The organism is Pseudarthrobacter sp. AG30, assembly GCF_003116525.1.
In the GTDB taxonomy this organism is placed as follows: domain Bacteria; phylum Actinomycetota; class Actinomycetes; order Actinomycetales; family Micrococcaceae; genus Arthrobacter.
This window is the reverse complement of sequence record NZ_QEHL01000018.1, coordinates 1-20,185: the sequence shown is the minus strand read 5'-3', so window position 1 is coordinate 20,185 and position 20,185 is coordinate 1. Positions and strand designations below refer to the sequence as shown.

At 67.2% G+C, this 20,185-nt stretch carries 17 protein-coding genes; 8 read left to right on the top strand and 9 right to left on the bottom strand.

What is annotated here, in order from left to right; genetic code table 11:
- Nucleotides 1-7: 7 nt before the first annotated feature.
- Entirely contained in the window at nucleotides 8-787 is a 780-nt protein-coding gene (locus DC347_RS15950; protein WP_109863634.1) for an SDR family oxidoreductase, read from the top strand.
- Here DC347_RS15950 and DC347_RS15945 read toward each other — a convergent pair.
- On the bottom strand, nucleotides 737-1,879 hold the full coding sequence (locus DC347_RS15945) for an FUSC family protein (protein WP_109863633.1): 1,143 nt from the start codon (nucleotides 1,877-1,879) through the stop codon (nucleotides 737-739). The genes DC347_RS15950 and DC347_RS15945 overlap by 51 nt on opposite strands.
- Before the next feature lie 220 nt (nucleotides 1,880-2,099).
- Nucleotides 2,100-3,686, bottom strand: a complete 1,587-nt coding sequence (locus DC347_RS15940) for an MFS transporter (protein ID WP_018763722.1) — start codon at nucleotides 3,684-3,686, stop codon at nucleotides 2,100-2,102.
- A 432-nt stretch (nucleotides 3,687-4,118) separates the two neighbouring features.
- On the opposite strand from DC347_RS15940, the gene DC347_RS15935 reads away from it, so the two are divergent.
- Entirely contained in the window at nucleotides 4,119-4,376 is a 258-nt protein-coding gene (locus DC347_RS15935) for a hypothetical protein (protein ID WP_109863632.1), read from the top strand.
- Nucleotides 4,377-4,494: 118 nt separating this feature from the next.
- On the opposite strand, the gene DC347_RS15930 is transcribed toward DC347_RS15935, so the two are convergent.
- Nucleotides 4,495-6,996: an ATP-dependent DNA ligase gene (locus DC347_RS15930; protein ID WP_109863631.1), complete on the bottom strand. Its 2,502-nt coding sequence runs from the start codon at nucleotides 6,994-6,996 to the stop codon at nucleotides 4,495-4,497.
- Between the two features lie 40 nt (nucleotides 6,997-7,036).
- On the opposite strand from DC347_RS15930, the gene DC347_RS15925 reads away from it, so the two are divergent.
- The 3 genes from DC347_RS15925 to DC347_RS15915 all read left to right on the top strand — a co-directional run bounded on the left by DC347_RS15925 (nucleotide 7,037) and on the right by DC347_RS15915 (nucleotide 9,559).
- The gene (locus DC347_RS15925) at nucleotides 7,037-8,137 is read left to right on the top strand and encodes a Ku protein (protein ID WP_109863630.1); all 1,101 of its coding nucleotides are present in this window, start codon (nucleotides 7,037-7,039) and stop codon (nucleotides 8,135-8,137) included.
- A 148-nt stretch (nucleotides 8,138-8,285) separates the two neighbouring features.
- A complete protein-coding gene (locus DC347_RS15920) occupies nucleotides 8,286-9,125 on the top strand; it encodes a class I SAM-dependent methyltransferase (RefSeq protein ID WP_109863629.1) in 840 nt (279 codons plus the stop codon).
- A 2-nt stretch (nucleotides 9,126-9,127) separates the two neighbouring features.
- Nucleotides 9,128-9,559 carry an SRPBCC domain-containing protein gene (locus DC347_RS15915; RefSeq protein ID WP_018763717.1) on the top strand — a complete coding sequence of 144 codons (432 nt, stop codon included), beginning with the start codon at nucleotides 9,128-9,130 and terminating at the stop codon, nucleotides 9,557-9,559.
- A 174-nt stretch (nucleotides 9,560-9,733) separates the two neighbouring features.
- Here DC347_RS15915 and DC347_RS15910 read toward each other — a convergent pair whose 3' ends face one another.
- From DC347_RS15910 to DC347_RS15890, 5 genes are all read right to left on the bottom strand, one after another.
- Nucleotides 9,734-10,012 carry an HPr family phosphocarrier protein gene (locus DC347_RS15910; RefSeq protein ID WP_018763716.1) on the bottom strand — a complete coding sequence of 93 codons (279 nt, stop codon included), beginning with the start codon at nucleotides 10,010-10,012 and terminating at the stop codon, nucleotides 9,734-9,736.
- A 67-nt stretch (nucleotides 10,013-10,079) separates the two neighbouring features.
- Nucleotides 10,080-12,176 (bottom strand): fructose-specific PTS transporter subunit EIIC, encoded by a 2,097-nt coding sequence (locus DC347_RS15905; protein WP_018763715.1) that lies wholly within the window; start codon nucleotides 12,174-12,176, stop codon nucleotides 10,080-10,082.
- 2 nt (nucleotides 12,177-12,178) lie between these two features.
- On the bottom strand, nucleotides 12,179-13,201 hold the full coding sequence (locus tag DC347_RS15900; protein WP_109863628.1) for a 1-phosphofructokinase family hexose kinase: 1,023 nt from the start codon (nucleotides 13,199-13,201) through the stop codon (nucleotides 12,179-12,181).
- Nucleotides 13,198-14,004, bottom strand: a complete 807-nt coding sequence (locus tag DC347_RS15895) for a DeoR/GlpR family DNA-binding transcription regulator (protein WP_109863627.1) — start codon at nucleotides 14,002-14,004, stop codon at nucleotides 13,198-13,200. Before DC347_RS15895 ends, DC347_RS15900 begins: the two co-directional genes overlap by 4 nt.
- Before the next feature lie 227 nt (nucleotides 14,005-14,231).
- Nucleotides 14,232-14,489 carry a DUF6458 family protein gene (locus DC347_RS15890; RefSeq protein ID WP_018763712.1) on the bottom strand — a complete coding sequence of 86 codons (258 nt, stop codon included), beginning with the start codon at nucleotides 14,487-14,489 and terminating at the stop codon, nucleotides 14,232-14,234.
- A 173-nt stretch (nucleotides 14,490-14,662) separates the two neighbouring features.
- Between DC347_RS15890 and DC347_RS15885 the strand changes: the two genes are divergently transcribed.
- The 3 genes from DC347_RS15885 (at nucleotide 14,663) to DC347_RS15875 (ending at nucleotide 18,696) form a co-directional block, all read left to right on the top strand.
- On the top strand, nucleotides 14,663-15,280 hold the full coding sequence (locus tag DC347_RS15885) for an alpha/beta hydrolase (protein WP_026265134.1): 618 nt from the start codon (nucleotides 14,663-14,665) through the stop codon (nucleotides 15,278-15,280).
- A gap of 195 nt (nucleotides 15,281-15,475) precedes the next feature.
- Entirely contained in the window at nucleotides 15,476-16,213 is a 738-nt protein-coding gene (locus DC347_RS15880; protein WP_109863626.1) for an HAD family phosphatase, read from the top strand.
- 137 nt (nucleotides 16,214-16,350) lie between these two features.
- Entirely contained in the window at nucleotides 16,351-18,696 is a 2,346-nt protein-coding gene (locus DC347_RS15875) for a glycoside hydrolase family 65 protein (RefSeq protein ID WP_109863625.1), read from the top strand.
- Between the two features lie 61 nt (nucleotides 18,697-18,757).
- On the opposite strand, the gene DC347_RS15870 is transcribed toward DC347_RS15875, so the two are convergent.
- Nucleotides 18,758-20,068 (bottom strand): MFS transporter, encoded by a 1,311-nt coding sequence (locus DC347_RS15870; protein ID WP_109863624.1) that lies wholly within the window; start codon nucleotides 20,066-20,068, stop codon nucleotides 18,758-18,760.
- Nucleotides 20,069-20,185: the final 117 nt, after the last annotated feature.

Sequence of the window (20,185 nt, the reverse complement as noted above, 5' to 3'; positions counted from 1 at the left end):
TGGCAGCATGACGCCAACAATCGCACTCGTTACCGGAGCCAGCGCCGGGCTGGGACACGAATTCGCCAAGCAGCTCGCGGCCCAGGGGCACCCCCTTGTCCTGGTGGCCCGCAGCGCCTCCCGCCTGGAGGAAACCGCGGCGGACCTGCACCGGCGGTACGGAATCACGGCTGAGGTCCTGCCCGCTGACCTCACGGTGGACGCCGACGTCGCCGCCGTCGTCGAACGTCTCAAGGACCCCGCGCGGCCGGTGGGCATCCTGGTGAACAATGCCGGTATCGGGCTGCTGCACAACTTCGAGGACAACCCGATCGGGGCGGAAAAAGACCACCTGAAGCTGCACGTGGAAACGGCCATGGTGCTCACCCACGCGGCGCTCGGCGGAATGCTCGAACGCGGGGAGGGCAGGATCATCAATGTGGCCAGCGTGGCCGCCTTCCTACCCCGCGGCACCTACTCGGCAGCGAAAGCATGGCTGGTCAGTTTCAGCCGGTGGGCCAACCTGGCGTACCGCCGGCGCGGGATCCAGGTCACCGCGGTATGTCCGGGGTTTACGCATACCGAGTTCCACGACCGGATGGGCATGGACAAGTCCGTGGCCCCGTCCTGGACGTGGCTGCGTGCGGAGCGGGTGGTGCGGGAAGGCCTGGCGGACAACGAGCGCGGCAAGGCGGTGTCCGTGCCTTCCAGGCGCTACAAGGCGGTGGCCGCCGTGGCCAAGCTGGCGCCGGCGCGGCTAATGGCGGGACCGGCGCGCAAACCCAAGCCGGAGCGCAACCCCGGGTAGCTGTACCGGGCCTTCGAAGCCGGTGCCTGCTTGCGGCCCGGAGCGGCGGACGGCCACCACTACCAGGATGCCCAGCAGCGCGCCCACCAACGTTTCCACGGCCCGCTCCAGGATCAGGACCCCCGGTTCGGCCGGCGAGGCCAGTTGGGTCATGAGCAGGATCACCGGGGTGAACCAGACCATGGCCAAGCCGTAGTGCCTGGTCATGAACAGCTCGGTGGCGAACTGGAAAAGGATCACCAGGAGGGCCAGCACCTGGGCATGGCGCGCGGGCTCCTGGAACGCGGGGTAGAGCCCGGCCAGCGTCCAGGGTGCCGGAAGGAGGACGACGGCGGTCACGGCCAGGCCCAGGAAGGTCCCCACGATGCGGTGGATGCCGCGCCGGACACGGCTGGGAAGGTCCGCCCCGGCGAGCGGCACTGCCGCGGCTGCCATGGCCCAGTGCGGATGGCCGCTGCCGCTGAGGACGCCCACTGTTCCGGCTGCGCCCACGGCCAGCACATACCGTGCGGCGTGGACCAGCAGCTCACGCCGGCCCGCCGGGGTGGGGGAGGGCACGGCCCTGGTGGCGCCGGGTTCCCAGGACCTGCGCCGTATCCAGCCGCTGAAGCCCACAGCCATGGAGAACACAGCCGATCCGCCGGCGATGAGCATCGCCACATACCAAGGGACCGCGACAGGAACGGAAGCGCAGGCTCCGAGGGCCAGGATGCCGAAGAAGGGTCCGTTGGGTTTCAGCCGCACCCGGTCCGAGTAGACGGAGCCCACCCCGGCAAGGGTGGCTTCCACGGCCACCAGCCACCAGGAATGGAGGTGGTTGATGGACAGCGTGATCCCCACGGCCACTCCGCAGAGCAGTACCAAGGCGGCCTGGCCTTGGTGCCGAAGCCGCAACTGGTGGGGCTCCGAGCGGCCGTACATCCCGGTAAGGGCACCGAACACGGCGTAGATGATCAGGTCAGTCCTGCCCAAGGCCAACAGGACCAGGGAGGGGGCTGCGACACTCAGGGCAACCCGGAGCGCCGCAAGATGGTCGTTGGTGGCCGGTTCCAGCCGGTGCAGCGCGCGCACCTGGTCCACTACGCGCTTCATATCCCGAATCCATTCCCTGTTACTGCGGTGCCGGCGCCTGATAGGGCCTTTGGGAACGTATCACCAGGCATCCCGCAGAGTCATATGTTGCCGGCTGGGCTCCTGACACACCAGGACATCCGGCGGGCACGCGAAGGCCCGCTTCCGTACTTCCCGCAGGAAGCACAGGAGCGGGCCTGTGAGCGTGGGCTACAAGAATGCCCGGGCGGCAGGCGGGAGCTTACGCTCCTGCCGGAACACCGCGGTGTGCATGCGGATCCGTGCCGTCCTGGGTGTCGAACGGCAGTTCGTCCAGGTTGATCAGCGGGTTCTGGTCCTGGGTCTCCACCAGTTCCTTGGCTTCCGCCTGGGTATCAACGCTGGGCATCGATCCCGGGAGGGGGCGGTTGGCGGATTCCTTCAGGAAGTAAATGGCCACGGCGCCAACCAAAGAGGTTGCCATCAGGTAGTACGCCGGCATCATGTCGTTGCCGGTCGATTTGATCAGCAGTTCCACGATGAAGGGTGTGGTTCCGCCGAAGATCGCCACTGCGAAGTTGTAGGCAATGCCCATGGCTCCGTAGCGGCTCGACGTGGGGAACTGGGCCGGCAGGGCCGAGGCGAGGTTGGCCACGTAGAAGGTCACGGGGAAGGCTACCAGGGCCAGGCCTGCCAGGGTGGACCAAACGGCACCGATACCGATCAACAGGAACGCCGGAACGGCCAGGACGATGGTGCTCACCGCACCGATCCACAGCACGGGGCGGCGGCCGATCCGGTCAGACAGCCTGCCGGTCAGTGGGATGCAAAGGCTCATGACTACCAGCACCGGGATGGTCAACAGCGTGCCGTGGAGCTCGTCGTAACCCTTGGCGTCGGTCAGGTAGGTGGGCATGTAGGAGGTCAGGGCGTAACCAGCCGTGTTGGCGGCCGCAACCACAACCATGGCCACGATGATCGGACGCCAGTAGGCCTTGACGATACCGACAGGTCCCTTGGCCGTAGGGGTGCCTTCGGAGGCGTTTTTGGCGTTTGCCTCCTGGGCGTCCAGGGTGGCCTGGAACTGCGGCGACTCCTCGATCTTGCTCCGGAAGTACACGGCGATCAGGCCCAGCGGGCCCGCAATCAGGAACGGGATGCGCCAGCCCCAGTCCTCCATGGTGGCCTGGCCCAGGGTCAACTGCAGGACCGAGACCAAGGCCGCGCCGATAGCGAAGCCCATGTAGCTGCCCAGGTCCAGGAAGCTGGCAAAGAAGCCACGGCGCTTGTCGGCGGCATACTCGCTGACGAAGGTGGTGGCACCGGCATATTCACCGCCGGTGGAGAAACCCTGGATGACTTTGAGGAGCACCAGCAATGCTGCCGCCCACAATCCAATCTGGGCGTATCCGGGCAGCAGGCCGACGGCGAACGTGCTGGCCGCCATGATCATCAGCGTGGTGGCCAGGATCTTTTGCCGGCCCACTTTGTCGCCGAGCCAGCCGAAGATGACGCCACCGAGGGGGCGGGCGATAAAGGTCGCCGCAAATGTGCCCAGCAGGAAGAGGTTCTGCGTCGTGGGATCGGATTCCGGCAGGAACACGGGCCCCATGGTGGTGATGAGGTAGCCGAAAACGCCGACGTCGTACCATTCCATCGTGTTTCCAACGATGGTGCCGCCCAGTGCTTTTTTGAGCATGGGCTGGTCAACTACGTTGACGTCGGATTCCTTGAGCCGGCGGCGTGGCAGGAGCCTGGGCTTCTTGGCAGCCGTGGGGGCCGCAGGGTCGGTTCCGCGGGCGCTCTTGGCGCCTGCTGGAGAGTGGTTACTGCTTCGGTCTGTGGGCATTTGGGCAACTCCTGTGGAGGTCATTTGCTTGCGACTTGTAGCTGCCCCGCTCCGGGCAGGCCTTCAATTTTACGGGATGTCTATGGCGTTTGCCCGGCCCAATGGCGTAGCATGCTCCCTTTTCTACCCCTGAAGTGCCGCATTTGGTACCTTTTTTCGCCGTGGATTCCCGCGCTACTACTGGGAAGCAGGCTGATCAACGGCGCCGTTACCAAAAATTTTTCCTCGGGAACCGTTTCAAGCCGTTTATTTGGGTAAATGCGGGCGCGGAAGTGAGCACGGTCACGGCCTCAGGAGGGGTTCACAGGAGCCTTCGGGGTGCCTATGGTAGAGCGATGAACACACTTCTTTTCGGCTGACTGCCCGCGCACGCCCGGGCGCCCGGCCGGCGCCTCGTTTCAACGAAGAACGATGGAAAGAAGGGAAAAAGACATGGGTGAAGAGTCCAACCAGTTCCATATCAGGCCAGAGGTGGCGGACCATCTTGCCGCAGCCATGGACGCCCCGGTCACACCCGGGCCCGCAGTAGGCGGGGCTGTCCCCCTGGCCCGGCAGAATGCATGGCCGGATGGCGGCGGCAAACGCCGGCATCCGAAGGACCGGGCTGCCGGACACGGCCGCATGGGCCACGAGGCGGCAGTAACCGCCGTCCACCGGACCGGCCGGCCGCAGATGCCGCACTCCTCTTAGCCGCCTGGCAAAGGCCACTGCACCGATCGAAACGCAAATTACCTGGCGCCCCGGAAATGTCGCGGGCGCCGGGTAATTTCCGTCTTGCCGCGCGCACGGTACGTCGCAAACCGGGGCGTCATTCCCGGACCACCTCCGCCGGGTCCTTGTCAACGCGCCAGCCCCGCCACCGAGGGTGCCGCAGCCTGCCCGGCCCGGTCCATTCGCTGTAGGTCACCTCTCCCACCAGTTCCGGGGCCACCCAATGGGCGTCCGCTGCGTCCAAACGGGGGACATCGTGGAACGGGGACGCCTTCCGGCCCAGCCGTTCCACGGTTTGCCGCAGTTCCGTGAGCTCGCGCATGCTGAAACCACTGCCCACCCGGCCCACGTACTGCAGCTTGTCGCCATCGGGAATCCCCACCAGCAGTGAGCCCACCGTCTCTTCCCGGCCGCCCTTCCCCGGCCGCCAACCGCCCACCACCACTTCCTGGGTTTGCTCAAGCTTGAGTTTGATCCAGGTCCGGGTCCGTTGGCCGCTGACGTACCGGCTGTCCGTCCGTTTGGCCATGATTCCTTCCAGGCCCAGCTCCCTGGCGCTGTCCAGCAGGAGCCCCACGGGTTCCTCGAGCACCATGGACAGGTCCACCGGACAGGCCGACGGCCTGAAGAACTCCTCGAGCCTCCGCCGCCGGGTGCTGAGCGGCTGGCGCCGCAGGTCCTTCCCGTCGTCGAAAAGCAGGTCGAACAGCATCAGTTGCACCGGGATGGCGGTGCGGGCTTTCGCGACGTCGGCGGCCCGGGTGAGTTTCATCCTGCCCTGCAGGAGCCCAAAGTCGGGCCTGCCGCCGGGCCCGACGGCGATGATCTCGCCATCGGCCACGAACGGCTGCTCCGGCCAGCAGGCGCGGTCCGTAAGCTCCGGGTAGGTCTTGGTCACGTCGTTGCCGTTGCGGCTCAATATCCGGATCTTTTCCCTGTCGGCCACCAGGATTGCCCGGACCCCGTCCCATTTGAGTTCAAATTGCCACGTGCTGCCGCGCAGGTCGGGTTCGGTGCCCGCCGTGGCCATCATGGGCCGGTATTCGGCAGGGTCCGGGGACGGATCCGGTGCGGTGGGCGCGGTCCGGGCAGGCTCCGGCGCAGGCGCCGTGCCACCTGCGCCGGCTTCGCCCCGTTCCGGCGACGGCTCTGCTGCTCCCGTCGGCGCGTGCCGTGGTCTCCCGCCCGCGTGTTCCGGGTCCATGAGGTGGATGAGCCACTGCTTCTCCCCGTCCTTGTCCCGGCCGCGGCCGGTGTGGATGAGCGCCAGTTTCGTGGGCCCTCCCAGGCCACCACCCTCCGATCCGGTCAGGGTGACGATGACTTCCTTGCCATTGATCCACTTGTGCAGTTCGTAGGTGCCGGTGTCCCAAATGGTCATCTCACCCGCCCCGTATTGTCCCTTGGGGATGGTCCCGTGGAAGGTGAGGTAGTCCATGGGATGGTCCTCGGTCTGGACGGCCAGGTGGTTCTTGCCGCCGGATTGGGGGACCCCCTTGGGCAACGCCCAGGACACCATGACGCCCTCGTGCTCCAGGCGCAGGTCCCAGTGCAGCCGGCTGGCGTGGTGTTCCTGGATGACGAACGCGTTCCCGCCCGTCGGGATGCCCGCGAAAGGCTCGGGCGTTGCCTTGGGGTCACGCATGGAGCGGTACGCGCCCAGGCGGGGGTCGCCGTCGTGCCCGTCCTCCGGTTCCTCCGCGCGGGCCGCACCATTGACGACGACGGCGAACGGGTCCTTGCCGTCCCGCACCCGGCGCAGCACTTCCCGGTAGTCCAGGTGCTTCAGGCGGGGAGACCCGATTTCCCGCCACGTCCGCGGGGCTGCCACCATAGGCGTGGGCCGGCCGCGCAGCGAGTAGGGAACCACCGTGGTTTTCGCCGCGTTGTTCTGGCTCCAGTCCACCAGCACCTTGCCTCTGCGCAGCGTCTTTTTCATGTCGCTGACGGCGAGGTCAGGGTGGTCCGCCTCGAGCGCCCGGGCCAGTTCGCGGGCGAAAGCGGAGATCTGCTCGGACGTCTGGGAACCGTCCAGCGCGGCGTAGAGATGGATGCCCTTGCTGCCGCTGGTCACCGGCACCGGTTCCAGGCCCACGTCCTCCAGGATGGACCGCGCGAGCAGTGCCACCTCGCGGCATTCCGGCAGGCCCGCGCCCTCACCCGGGTCAAGGTCCAGTACCAGCCGGTCCGGGTTCAACTGGTTGCCGTGTGCATCCACCCGCCACTGCGGCACGTGGATTTCGAGTGAGTTGATCTGCCCGAACCAGGCCAGCGTGGCGGCGTCATTGACCAGGGGGTAGTGGATGGTCCGGTCCTTGTGGGTGATCGCGGCCCGGGGCAGCCAGCCGGGGGCCGAGTCCTCCAGGTCCTTTTGGAAGAACACCTCACCGGGCTTGCCTGCCGTGCCCACGCCGTTGACCCACCGCTTGCGGGTGGCCGGCCGGTTGGCCGCGGCGGGGATCAGGACGTGGGCCACTGCGGCGTAGTAAGCCAGCACGTCAGCCTTGGTGGTGCCGGTCTCCGGATAGATGATTTTGTCCAGGTTGGTGAGCGTCAATTCGCGTCCCGCCACCCGGACACGTTCCCTAGTGCCGGCCACAGGTCTTCACCTCCGGCCCGCTCTGATGTTGACTGTATGAATGAGAGCCATCTGGAAGGGTGCCATCGCGTTCGGGCTGGTCAACGTGCCCGTGAAGGTCTACAGCGCCACTGAGGATCATGACATCAGTCTGCACCAGGTGCACAACGCCGACGGCGGAAGGATCCGCTACCAGCGCCGGTGCGAGGTCTGCGGCGAGGTGGTGGACTACTCGGACATTGAGAAGGCGTTCGAGGAGGACGGCCGGACCGTGGTGCTGTCCAAGGAGGAACTCAAGTCCATTCCGGCCGAGAACAGCCACGAGATCGAAGTGGTGCAGTTCGTGCCGTCCGAGCAGCTCGAACCCATGATGTTCGAGAAGAGCTACTACCTGGAACCGGATTCCAAGTCGCCCAAGGCGTACGTCCTGCTGCGGCGGGCCCTGGAGGACACGGACCGGGTGGCGGTGGTCCAATTCGCGCTGCGGGAGAAGACCCGGCTGGGGGCCCTGCGGATCAAGGACGACGTGCTGGTGCTGCAGTCCCTCCTCTGGCCGGACGAGGTGCGGGAGGCCAGCTTCCCCTCCCTCGAAGCAGACATCCGGATTTCGGCGCAGGAACGGGACATGTCCGCGGCCCTGGTGGAGTCCATGGCAGCTGATTTCGACCCCACCTCCTTTACCGACGAGTACCAGGTGCAACTCCGCCAGCTCATTGAGGCGAAACTCGAACAGGGTGAATCGCTGGATACGGAGGAGACTTTCGGCGTCGAGTCCGGTGAGGGCGGCAAGGGCGAGGTCATCGACCTGATGGAAGCCCTGAAGCGGAGCCTGGACCGGAAGCGCGGAGGTGCCGCCTCTGGCGGGGATTCCGACGGCGGCGAGGACGCGGCGGACGGGGAACCTGCCAAGCCAGCACGCAAGGCCGCCGGCACCAAAGCGTCCGGCGCCAGGACAGCCGCTGCCAAGACAGGTGCCGATGAGGCAAAGCCGGCTACCACGAGGCAGGCCGGCAAGGCCACTGCCACGAAGGCTGCCGCGAAGCCGGCGGCCAAAACCGCCGCCAAGACCTCGGGCACTAAGTCCGCCGGCACCAAGTCCGCCGGCGCAGCGGATGGCAAGCCGGCCGCGAAGACCAGCACCAGGACCCGCAAGCCTGCCTGATCCTGCCCGGCAGGGACAGTTGCTGCGCCTTTACAGGGGCTGCCATCGCGTCCACAATGAGTCGCATCGCAGCCTCCGCTGTGCCAACAGCGTGCTGTCACCCATTCGGAACGGACCCGTGGGAACGGGCACGTAAAGGGGCGCGGACATGAACGACCAGGCAGCAGCGGAGGCGGACCGGCAACTCAAGGCAAAGCATCGGGCCATGTGGGCGTCGGGGGACTACCCGGCGCTCGCGGACGAACTGCTCCTGGAACTGGGTGCCGTGCTGGTGGAGGCGTGCGGCATCAAACCGCGGCAGCGTGTCCTCGATGTTGCGGCAGGGACCGGCAACGCAGCCATTCCCGCTGCCATGATGGGCGCCAAAGTAGTGGCCAGCGACCTCACCCCAGAGCTGTTCGACGCAGGCCGGAGAGAGGCGGCCAACCGGGGCGTCACCCTCGACTGGAAGGAGGCTGACGCCGAAGCCCTGCCCTTTGGCGATGAGGAGTTCGACGCCGTCATGAGCTGCATCGGGGTGATGTTCGCGCCGCGCCACCAGGCCGCCGCCGATGAACTGCTCCGCGTCTGCAAACGGGGTGGCACCATCGGGCTGCTCTGCTGGACGCCGGAAGGCTTCATCGGGGAATTGTTTGCCGCCCTGGGACCGTTCGCGCCCCCACCCCCGGCGGGTGCCCAGCCCGCCACGCTGTGGGGGAGCGAGGAACACCTCCGCGAACTCCTGGGGGACAGGGCGGCCGGGATCCGCACCCGGAAGCAGAACCTGGCCGTCCGGAGCTTCCACCAGCCGGCGGACTTCGTCAGGTACTTCAAATCGCATTATGGCCCCATGATCTCCGTGTACAAATCACTGGCCGATGACCCGGACAAGGTCAAAGCCCTGGACCGGGCGCTCACGGACCTGGCGGACTCCTATGGGGACGCGCACGGCGACATCCCGTTCCAGATGGAATGGGAATACCTGGTCTTCACCGCGAGGAAGGATTGAGCATGACCGGAAACCACGTGGCAACGTCAGTCACCACCATCGATGCCCCGCCGGACCGTGTGTGGGAGGTGATCACCGACCCCGCGGCGGTGAAGGAGTTCATGTTCGGAGCCACCCTGCAGACGGACTGGAAGGTTGGCAGCCCCATCATCTGGCTGGGCGAATGGGAAGGGAAACCGTACCAGGACAAGGGCGAGATCCTGGCCGTGGAACCTGGACGGAAATTGGTCCACACCCACTTCAGTCCGCTCTCCGGCCAGCCTGACGAGCCCGGAAACTACCACACGCTCGAATGGACCCTGGAGGACCAGGACGGCACCACCCGGCTGTCCCTGGCCCAGGACAACAACCCCAGCGAGGAAGCCGCCGCCCACTCCCAGGCGATGTGGGACAAGCTGGTGGCGGACGTAAAGGCCATCGCCGAACGCGGCTGATCCCCGCCTCCCAACTGGGTCGCACATGTTGTCGTTTTGGGCGTACAAAAAGACAACAACTGCGAGTTGCTTGGGTGGCGTGGCGCTTAAAGCCAAGCGGCCGCCGTCGGGCACCCCTCCTTGAGGGAAGCCCGACGGCGGCCGCCGGCTGTGTGCTGCCAGGCAGCGTGGCTGCTACTCGGCGTCGTGATCCGTTTCCAGGATCTGCACCAGGCGTTCCAAGGCGTCGTCCGCACCCGCGCCCTCGGCGCGGAGGACCACCACGTCGCCGTGCGAGGCGCCCAGGCTCATGAGGGACAGGATGCTGGCGGCATCCATTGCCTCGTCTGCCGGCTCCCCTTCGCGGGCGATGGTGATCTCCAGGTCGAACTCGCCTGCCGCCTCAGCGAAGATGGCGGCGGGGCGTGCGTGCAGGCCCACTCGGCTGGCGACGGTTGCGGTGCGTTCTGGCATTGTTGCTCCTTAGTCGTTCGGCGTGCTGATGGTTCAGCGCCGGGAGGATAGGTGGGTCGGGGCCGGCTTAGACGGTTACGGGAACCGGTTCAACCGTATCAACGGTCTTCTTGACTGCCCAGCGTTTGAGGGCGATCACGGACAGGGCCGTAACTACCGTACCGACCACGATCGAGACGACGAACATCAGGAAGTTGTCGATGGCGAAGAAGACGAAGATGCCGCCGTGCGGTGCCTTGGATCCGACGCCCGCCGCCATCGAGATGGCGCCGGTCACCGCGCCGCCGAGCATGCTGGCGGGGATGACGCGCAGGGGGTCTGCAGCGGCGAACGGGATGGCGCCTTCGGAGATGAAGGACGCCCCCAGCAGCCAGGCGGCCTTGCCGTTTTCCTGCTCTGCGAGGCTGAACAGCTTCTTGTTCAGGACGGTGGAGGCCAGCGCCATGGCCAGCGGGGGAACCATGCCGGAGGCCATGACCGCGGCCATGATCTGCCAGGGTGCCTGGTTGTCGATGGTTGCTGCCCCCAGGCCGGCGACGGCGAAGGAGTAGGCAACCTTGTTGACGGGACCGCCGAGGTCGAAGCACATCATCAGGCCCAGGATCACGCCGAGCGCGATGGCGCCGGCACCGGTCAGGCCGGACAGCCAGGCATTCAGGCCCTTGGTGATGGCCACGATCGGGCCGCCCAGGATCAGGAACATCAGGCCGGACGCCACCAGCGATGCCAGCAGCGGGATGATCACCACGGGCATCAGGCCACGCAGCCAACGGGCTACCTGCAGGCGGCCCACCACGTGGGCGATGTAACCGGCGAGCAGGCCGCCGACGATGCCGCCGAGGAAGCCGGCTCCCATGAATCCGGCCACGGCACCGGCGACGAAGCCGGGGGCGATGCCCGGACGGTCGGCGATCGCGTAGGCGATGTAGCCGGCCAGCGCCGGGACCAGGAAGCCCAGCGAGAGCGCGCCGATCTTGAAGAGCACCGCACCCAGGTAGGCGCCCAGCGGACCCCACGCGTTGTCAGGGAACTCGGTGGGCAGGTTGAACAGGCTGTTCTGGACCACGATGTTGTCCGCGTACTTGGTGATCAGGTAGCCGCCCATGAGGAAGCCGAGGGCGATCAGGAGGCCGCCACCTGCCACGAACGGAATCATGTAGCTGACACCGGTGAGCAGGGCCTTCTTCAGCTTCTGCCCGATGTGCTCGCCCTTCTCCTCAGCCTCGTGCTCGGCCTGCTCCTCGGCACCGAAGTGCGGGACGCGGCGGGCGTGGGGGTTGTCGGCTGCGGCGAGTGCTTCCTGGACCATCTTGTCCGGCTCGTCGATGCCGCGCTTCACGGGGGCGTTGATCACGGGCTTGCCGGCAAAGCGCTCCTTGCCGCGCACATCCACGTCCACCGCGAAGATGACGGCGTCCGCGGCGGCGATGACGGCGGGGTCCAGTGCCTTGGCACCGGACGAGCCTTGGGTTTCCACTTGGAGGTCCACGCCCATTTCCCGGGCGGCTGCCACGAGGGAATCGGCCGCCATGTAGGTGTGCGCGATCCCGGTGGGGCAGGCCGTGACGGCTACCAGGCGCTTGGGGCCGCGTCCGCCGGACCCGGCCGCACCGGCGGCGGGGGCACCGGCGGCGGAGCCGGCGGCACCTGCGCCAACGCTGGCACCAACCGGTACCGCGTCCGCGGGGGCGGTGGCAGCGTGCGCGGCGGGCTTGTCCGCCAAGGCCCCTTCAACGAGTTCCACGATCTCGGCCTCGGAGGAGGCGTTGCGCAGCGCTGCGGTGAAGTCCTTCTTGATCAGGGAGCGGGCCAGTTTGGAGAGCAGCTTCAGGTGCTCCTGGTCCGCGCCGTCCGGGGCGGCGATGAAGAAGACCAGGTCCGCCGGGCCGTCCTTGGCGCCGAAGTCCACCTTGGGGTTCAGGCGGGCCATGGCCAGGGTGGGTACCGTGACGGCGGCCGAGCGGCAGTGCGGGATGGCGATGCCGCCGGGGATGCCGGTGGCGGTCTTCTGCTCGCGGGCAAAGGCGTCGGCGAAGAGGCCCTCGACTTCTGAGGCACGTCCGGTGGCAGCTACCTTGCTTGCCAGATGCCGGATCACCGCTTCGGGCGCGTTACCCAGGTTCTGGTCGAGCTCGACCAGTTCCGTGGTGATGAGCTGAGTCACTGTCAATCCTTTCGAAGGGCCGTGATGGTTACGGCATCCGGGGTTGTTTGGTGTACTGCCGGAACAGTGGAACCCGGCAGGGAGGCGGCGGCGGCACCGTGGGCCACCGCCTGACGAAGGCAGTCGGCCGGGGCGGATCCCCGGCCGTGGGCGAGCAGGTAACCGGCCAGCGCGGAGTCGCCCGCACCCACCGTGCTCACTGCGGCGACCGGCGGGTGCGTGGCCAGCCACGCGCCGTCGGCCGTTACAAGGACAGCTCCCTTGGAACCGAGAGTTGCCAGCACAGCACCCACACCGGAACGAACGACGGCGGCCGCGGCGGCTGCGGCTGCAGCCGGGTCCGCTTCCAGCTCGTCTCCGGTGGCCGGGGCAAAACCGGCGGCTGCGGCCAGCTCAGCCAGTTCTTCGGCGTTGGGTTTGAGGAGGTCCGGTTTCCCGGAACCTGGGGTTGTTGCGCCGCTGCCCGTACCGTCGTCGGAGCTTCCGGCGTCGGTCAGGGAGGCGGCCAGGGGCGCCCCGGAGGAGTCGACGGCGATCAGCGGCGCTGTGCCATTGCCCGCCTCCCGGATCCGCCGGGCCACCATGGCGTAGAAGTTGTCCGGGAACCCGGGTGGCAGCGAGCCGGCCAGGACCACCCAGTTGGCGCCGCGTGAGCTTTCCAGCAGCAACTTGATGAGCGCTTCCTGCTGGTCTGCGGCCAGGACCGGCCCGGGTTCGTTGATCTTCGTGGTGACGCCGCCGGGTTCGGTGAGCGCCACATTGGTCCGCAGCGGCTCGTCGATGGGCAGGGAGACGAAAGGCACCCCCTGCTCGCGCAGTCCGGCCAGGACGGGATCGCCGTCCGCTCCGGGCAGGACCGCCAGGGAATCGAGGCCGGACGCCACCAGGGCGCGGGAGACGTTGACTCCCTTGCCGCCGGACTCCTGGCGGACGGAGACGGCACGCTGCACCTCACCGCGGGCCAGCGGGCCGGGCAGGGCAACGGTCCGGTCAAGGCTGGGGTTGGCCGTGAAGGTGACGATCATGCGATCACCACGTCGACGCCGGCGTCTTTCAGGGCGGCCGCGAGTTCGGGCCCGGGTTCACTGTCTGTGATCAAGGTGTCCAGGTCTTTCAGGGAGGCGAACTGGACCAGGGTTTCCGTGTCCAGCTTGGAGGAGTCGGCCAACACCACAATGCGGCGTGCCGACTGGACGAAGGCTGCCTTGACGGCCGCTTCTTCAGGATCGGGAGTGCTGACGCCGAAGGTGGCGTGGATGCCGTTGGTGCCGATGAACGCTATGTCCGGGCGGATGCGGGCGGCGGCGTCCACCGTCGCCTGCCCCACGGCCACCTGGGTAATGCCGCGGACGCGCCCGCCCAGGATCTGCAGGGCTACGCCGGGAACGTTGGAGAGCTTGCTGGCGATAGGGACGGCGTGGGTAATGACCACCAGTTCGTGGTGCGGCCCGGTTCCGTCGGTCGGTTCGATGGCGGTACGGCGCGCCAGCAGGTCCGCCAGGACCTCGGTGGTGGTGCCGCCGTCCATGAGGACGCTGGCCGGCGAGTTCCGTGGAATGAGCGCGAGTGCGGCCTCCGCGATGCGGATCTTCTGGTCCGGCCGCTGGATGGCACGCTCGGTGACGCTTTCTTCGGTGGTGCTGAAGCGGTCGGCAGCCACGGCGCCGCCGTGGACCCGGCGGACGGTGCCCGCGTTCTCCAGAGCGGCAAGGTCCCTGCGCACGGTTTCGGTGGTGATGCGGAAGCGCTCTGCCAGCAGGGTCACGCTGACCCGGCCGTTGCCGGCGACAAGCTCGGCAATCTTTTGCTGGCGCTCTTCGGCGAACACGTACCCTCCGTTGCGTAGGTTCCTGCGTGACTGGCATCACATTGATGTTGAGTTACTTGACTTTATCTTTGCTTATGTTGGTTTGTCAATGGAAACCCACACGAAACAAAATCGGTTTGGGGGGGACCCCTGTGGACGCAGGAAAGCCGGGCTGGACCTGGGATGGTCCAGCCCGGCTCTCCGGGTTCATGGCTTACTCCGGACTCTCGTTCCGGGATTCGCTGTGGCTAGATGCCGCCGTCGCGGGTTTCGTGCCGGGTGATGCGCTCGCCAGTGTTGGGATCGATGACCGAACGGGACTCGCTGACGCGGCGGCTCCGGCCGGGGGAGGCCAGGATCAGCGAGGCGATCAACCCAATCACGCCCACGGCGATCAAGATGTAGCCCACCAGCTGCTGGTCCACGAACGGGATCAGCCCTGGAGCCACGGCCCAGGCAAGGATGGCGCCGAGGGCGATGAGGAAGATAGACGAGCCAATTCTCATGACGTGCTCCTTATAGCCGCGTCCTGCGCGGCGCTGGTAGGGCATTGCGGTGATGGTGGTGCGTATGGTGCCACTGCTAAGCATGCTGTCTGTCAGGCGACACGCTACCTCCCGGCGATTCCGGATTCAATCACCGCGCCGGGGCGGCGTGCACGCCTCGCTAGGCTGGTCCGGTGGAAACAGTTGTGTGGTCCAAGCCGGAAGAGTTGCGCGCCGGCACCCCCTTGCTGGTGATGATGCACGGCTACGGCACGGACGAGTCCCGGATGGTGCGCCTCTTCGAGTACCTGCCCCAGGAGTTCACGTTCGCCGCGCTGCGTGCTCCCATGCCCATCGGGGACCACTGGGGATGGTTCCTGCTGGACTACTTCCTGGCCAACGACTTTGCGGACGTTATCTCCGCGGCCACCTCCGTGCGGGCCTGGATCGGATCGGTCAAGGACCAGCACAGCAGCGTCACCCTGATGGGGTACTCCCAGGGGATGGCGATGGCAAGCACGCTCATGCGGCTGCACCCCGATGACTACAAGGCCGTGGTGGGGCTGTCCGGCTTCGTGCTCAACAACGAACTCCTGTCCACGATGGACTCCTTCGACACCAAACCGCCGTTCTTCTGGGGGCGGGACAAGGCGGACCTGGTGATCAATGAGGACGCCACTGCCTACACCGCCGAGTGGCTGGCTGCCAATACATTGCTGACGGCCCGGACCTACCCGGGCATGGGGCACGCCATGTCCAAAGCCGAGATGGTGGACATCAGCGCATTCCTGCGCCACTACGTGCTGCGCTGAACTCCGCCCGGTGCTGCCGGGCCGGGAAAAAACAGTTGCCAGTCAAATTTGCAAGCGCTTACACTCGTCTGTGGCCATGATCGGTCCTGCAGTGGGCGGACACGGAGATGCTGCTGTGCGCGTGCGCACGGGAGCCTCCTGTGGCCGCACCGGCGGGGCCGGCTGTCCGCAGACTGAAAGGACACCGCACCGCTGATGACACACCTCACGTCACCCGGGACTACCGACTGGACCGGCGCCGCCGCAATCCTGTTCGACCTCGACGGAGTACTGACGCCTACAGCCACAGTGCATGAGCGCGCGTGGCAGGAACTCTTCGACGGCTACCTGGCCTCGCATCCGGACGTTCCCGGGTACCGCGAAAGCGACTACTTCGACCATATTGACGGCAAACCCCGCTTCGACGGGGTGCGGGACTTCCTTTCGTCCCGCGGTATCACCCTGCCCGAAGGCCCGCTCGACGACGACCCCGCCCACGAGACGGTCCAGGGCCTGGGCAACTGGAAGAACGGGATCTTCAACGACATCGTCAGCGCCGGCGTCGAACCTTTCGACGGCTCGGTGCGCTTCCTCGAAGCGGTGCTGGCGCAGGGACTCAAAGTCGCCGTCGTCTCGTCCTCCCGGAACGCGCCCGCCGTCCTGCAGGCGGCCGGGCTCAGCCATCACTTCCCCGTCGTGGTGGACGGGGTGGTTGCCGCGGAACAGGGCCTGCCCGGCAAGCCGAGCCCTGCCACCTACGAATACGCCGCGAAACTGCTGGACCTCTCCAGCGCCGAGTGCGTGGTGGTTGAAGACGCCGTGTCCGGGGTGCAGGCCGGACGGGCCGGATCGTTCCACTCCGTCATTGGGGTGGACCGGGGCGCCGGCCGGCAGACGCTCCTGGACGCCGGTGCCACCTTGGTGGTCAATGACCTTCAGGAACTCATCCCCTAAGCCGGTGATGCCCGTCCCCCCCCGGGCTACCGGTACCGCTACCCCCCCAAGTGGCACCCATCCGAGCAGCGCATTCTCCCCGAATACCTCGTGCCCGCCCCCCGGCGGCACCCAGCAAGGCCAAAAGGATCCCCACCATGGCAGTCATTACCGCGGACCGCGAACGGTTCCCCGACACCCCCTGGCAACTCGTCGAAACCCGCCACGAGGCTGGTGGCGCAGGCACCCTCGAGACACTCTTTGCCCTGGGAAACGGGCACCTGGGTATCCGCGGCGCCCACTGGGCGGCGGCGGATGGCGGCCTGCCCGGCAGCTTCATCAACGGGCTGCATGAAATTTGGGACATCAAGCACGCGGAAAACGCCTTTGGCTTTGCCCGGACCGGGCAACGCATCATCTACGTTCCGGATGCCAACAACTTCGCGGTGGTGGTGGACGGCGAAAGCCTCAGCCTCGCCGAGTCCGAGGTCCTGGAATACCGGCGCGCCGTGGACTTTTCCACCGGAATCTACGAATGCCGCATCACCTGGCAGTGCCGGTCCGGGGCCGCCGTGACCACCACTGAACGGCGCGCCGTCGGCTTCGAGTCCCGCGGCTGCCTCGGCATCTCGCTGGAAGTGGCCACGGACCGGCTGGTTTCGCTGGACGTCACCTCCCAGGTCATCAACCGCCAGGACCAGCCGGTGGAGGACCACTCCGTGCACGATCCGCGCCGGTCCGGCCGCCACGCCGGACGGGTACTGCTGCCCGTAAACCTTGACGGCGGCGACGGTTCGCTGCGCCTCTCGTGGGAGGCCGCAGAATCAAAGCAACGGGTGGGCCTGGCAGTGGACCACTGGACCTCTGCGGGGCACCAGCCCTTCGAAACCCTGGTGGACCAGGATGACAGCAGTGTCCGGTATGTCCTGGCAGTGGAGCCGGACGAACCCTTCCGGCTGGAAAAGAGCGTCAGCTACGCCGCCGGCCGCCGCGTCCAGGACCCGAACGTCGATGCAGCCGCGGTGGCCGAGGAAGCCCTTCGCCCGGTGAACGAGATCTTCGCCGAGAGCATGGCCCACTACCGCGGCTACTGGGCCACGTCCGACATTGTGGTGGGCGGCGGCAGCCCGGGGCTCCAGCAGGCCATCCGGTGGAACCTCTTCCAGCTGGCCCAGGCGACGGCCCGCGCCGATGTTGCCGGCATTCCCGCCAAGGGAGTAACCGGCTCCGGCTACGAGGGGCACTACTTCTGGGACCAGGAGGTGTACCTGCTGCCCTACCTCACCTACACCAACCCCGACGGCGCGCGGCAGGTCCTGGAGTTCCGCCACGGCATGCTGCCAGAGGCCAAGATCCGCGCCAAGGAACTAAGCGTTGACGGTGCACTCTTCCCGTGGCGCACCATCAACGGACTCGAAGCAAGTGCCTATTACGCTGCCGGAACGGCCCAGTTCCACATCGCGGCCGCGATCGCCTTCGCCACCAACAGGTACCTCTGGGCCACCGGCGATGCCGCCTTCCGGGACGGAATGGGTGCCCAACTGCTCATCGAGACGGCCCGGATGTGGATCTCCCTGGGCTTCTTCGGCAAGGACGGCCTTTTCCACATCCACGGCGTCACCGGGCCCGACGAATACACGGCCGTGGTGAACGACAACCTCTATACGAACGTGATGGCCCGTTTCAACCTGCGGGTCGCCGCGGCGCTGGACCACCCCGGGATCGACGACGCCGAGCGGGAGCTCTGGGAGCAGGCCGCCAACCGGATGCAGCTGCCCTTCGATGAGGACCTGCAGGTGCACTCCCAGGACAACGACTTCATGACCCTGGAAGCCTGGGACTGGACCACCCCGCGGTCCAAGTACCCCCTGCTGCTGCACTTCCACCCGCTGGTGATCTACCGCCACCAGGTCCTCAAGCAGGCGGACACGGTCCTGGCCATGTTCCTCCAGTGGCAGGACTTCACGGCACGGGAGAAGCAGCGGGCCTTCGACTTCTACGATCCCATCACCACCGGCGACTCCACCCTGTCCGCCTGCGTGCAGGGGATCATGGCGGCCGAGGTGGGGTATTCAAAGGAAGCCCTGGACCACTTCACCAGTGCCGCGTTCATCGACCTGGACGACACCCACGGCAATACGATCGACGGCGTCCACATCGCCTCCACGGGCGGCGTGTGGTCCTCCCTGGTGTGCGGCTTCGCAGGCTTGCGGGACCAAGGGCCGGTCCCGTTCTTCGATCCGCGCCTGCCCGCGGAGTGGGATTCGCTGGCCTTCCACCTGAAGGTCAGGGGCCGGCTGCTGCTGGTCCAGCTCGCGTCCGGTTCCATCACCCTCACCGTGCAGGAAGGCGAACCCCTGGAAGTTGACGTCAGGGGCCAGCGGGTCCTCGCGGCCGCGCAGGGCGTACAGGTCCCGCTGGAGCCGGTGGCCATTCCTGAACCGACGGTCTTCCCCAGCGGCCTTCCGACGGCGAGCATCCCGGTGGTCCGCGGCCACAGCTAGGCCCCTGCCGGGCACCCGGGTGGGTCCGACGGCGGGAGGAGACGGTGGTGCGCCCGCCGCCCTAGTCTCCTGCCGTCGTCGCCCGTTCCACCTGGAGTGCCGCGTCCAGCGGATGCGCGCGTTCATCGCGGGACATGTCGGCGGCTGCCATGGCCACCACCGCCACGACGGGGCACACGCCGCCGGCCACGAGGAAGATCAGCCAGATGGGCAGTACCTCCGCCGCCGGTCCTGCCAGCGCCATGGAGACCGGCATCAGGGCCAGCGACACAAAAAAGTCCAGGCTGGAAATCCTTCCCAGCAGGTGCGGCGGCACGCGTCTCTGGAGCAGGGTGCCCCAGATGACCATGCCGACGCTGCCGGTGGCACCGAACACGAAGAGGGCCGCCCCGACCGCCCAGAAGTTGTCCATCACGCCGATCGCGGCCAGGGGGAGGCTGCCGGCACCCCAGGACACCATCATGACCGTGAGGTACCGCCGCGGCAGCCGGAAGGACGCGGTGAGCAGCGAGCCCAGGGCAGCGCCGACGCCCATGATGGCGAGCAGGAACCCGAACGCGCTTGAATCCCCGCCGAGCTGGTCTCGGACCACAAACGGGAGCAGCACCTCGATGGGGCCGATCAGGAACAGCACCGAGATGCAGGCCCACAGGAGTGTCCACAGGAGCCAAGGGGTGCGCACGGTGTAGCTGACGCCCTCACGCAAGTCCCGGATGAAGGATTGCCGACGGCGTTCCGCGCCTTCCGCCGCTTCCCCGCCTTCGCCGCGGGTGTCCGGGCGTTCCTGGGGGCGCAGGAAGTTCAGGATGACGAAAGCCGCGAAGTGGCAACCGGCAACCGCGGTTACTGCGTGCGACGGCGAGAGCGCTGCCACCAGGACGCCGGCCGCCGCGGGCCCGGCCGCCTGTTGCAAAACCGGCCGCATGGACCCTTCCATGCCGTTGGCCGCCAGCAGGTCCTCCGGTGGCAGGATGCGCGGCAGGATGGCCGAGTACGCCGGGAAGAAGAACGCCGCACCCACACCCAGCACGAACGCGCCCACCGCCACGTGCCACAATTCCAGCCAACCGGCGATCGCCAGCCCGCTGATGGCGGCGATCACGGCAAGGTTGGCGCCTTCCACGGCGATGATGAGGCGGCGCTGGGGGACCCGGTCGGCCGCGATCCCGCCGGCCAGGACGAAGGCCACCAGGCCAACGCTGCCCGCAGCTGCCACCAGGGAGAGGTCCAATGGGCCGCCACCCAGGTGGATCACCTGGTAGACCATGGCCACGGCCCACATCCCGGACCCGAAAATCGAGATGGCCAGGGCCGCGATCAGCACACGGTACTCGCGATGGGCAAACGGCCGCAAAGCTTTGGGCGTGGGCATAGGCCAAGTCTAGGGGGGTTCCGGCCGGGACAACCACCCTGGGCAGGGCCGGCCGGCACCCTCCTGGATTACCCGGCCAGGAGGGTGCTGGCTTCCTGGCGGGTGGTGCCGGAGTCT

What these genes read in the sequence shown, in the direction of transcription:
- DC347_RS15950 (WP_109863634.1), top strand. Translation starts at nt 8, where the DNA reads ATGACGCCAACAATCGCACTCGTTACCGGAGCCAGCGCCGGGCTGGGA.
- DC347_RS15945 (WP_109863633.1), bottom strand. Translation starts at nt 1,879, where the DNA reads ATGAAGCGCGTAGTGGACCAGGTGCGCGCGCTGCACCGGCTGGAACCG.
- DC347_RS15940 (WP_018763722.1), bottom strand. Translation starts at nt 3,686, where the DNA reads ATGCCCACAGACCGAAGCAGTAACCACTCTCCAGCAGGCGCCAAGAGC.
- DC347_RS15935 (WP_109863632.1), top strand. Translation starts at nt 4,119, where the DNA reads ATGGGTGAAGAGTCCAACCAGTTCCATATCAGGCCAGAGGTGGCGGAC.
- DC347_RS15925 (WP_109863630.1), top strand. Translation starts at nt 7,037, where the DNA reads ATGAGAGCCATCTGGAAGGGTGCCATCGCGTTCGGGCTGGTCAACGTG.
- DC347_RS15920 (WP_109863629.1), top strand. Translation starts at nt 8,286, where the DNA reads ATGAACGACCAGGCAGCAGCGGAGGCGGACCGGCAACTCAAGGCAAAG.
- DC347_RS15915 (WP_018763717.1), top strand. Translation starts at nt 9,128, where the DNA reads ATGACCGGAAACCACGTGGCAACGTCAGTCACCACCATCGATGCCCCG.
- DC347_RS15910 (WP_018763716.1), bottom strand. Translation starts at nt 10,012, where the DNA reads ATGCCAGAACGCACCGCAACCGTCGCCAGCCGAGTGGGCCTGCACGCA.
- DC347_RS15900 (WP_109863628.1), bottom strand. Translation starts at nt 13,201, where the DNA reads ATGATCGTCACCTTCACGGCCAACCCCAGCCTTGACCGGACCGTTGCC.
- DC347_RS15890 (WP_018763712.1), bottom strand. Translation starts at nt 14,489, where the DNA reads ATGAGAATTGGCTCGTCTATCTTCCTCATCGCCCTCGGCGCCATCCTT.
- DC347_RS15880 (WP_109863626.1), top strand. Translation starts at nt 15,476, where the DNA reads ATGACACACCTCACGTCACCCGGGACTACCGACTGGACCGGCGCCGCC.
- DC347_RS15875 (WP_109863625.1), top strand. Translation starts at nt 16,351, where the DNA reads ATGGCAGTCATTACCGCGGACCGCGAACGGTTCCCCGACACCCCCTGG.
- DC347_RS15870 (WP_109863624.1), bottom strand. Translation starts at nt 20,068, where the DNA reads ATGCCCACGCCCAAAGCTTTGCGGCCGTTTGCCCATCGCGAGTACCGT.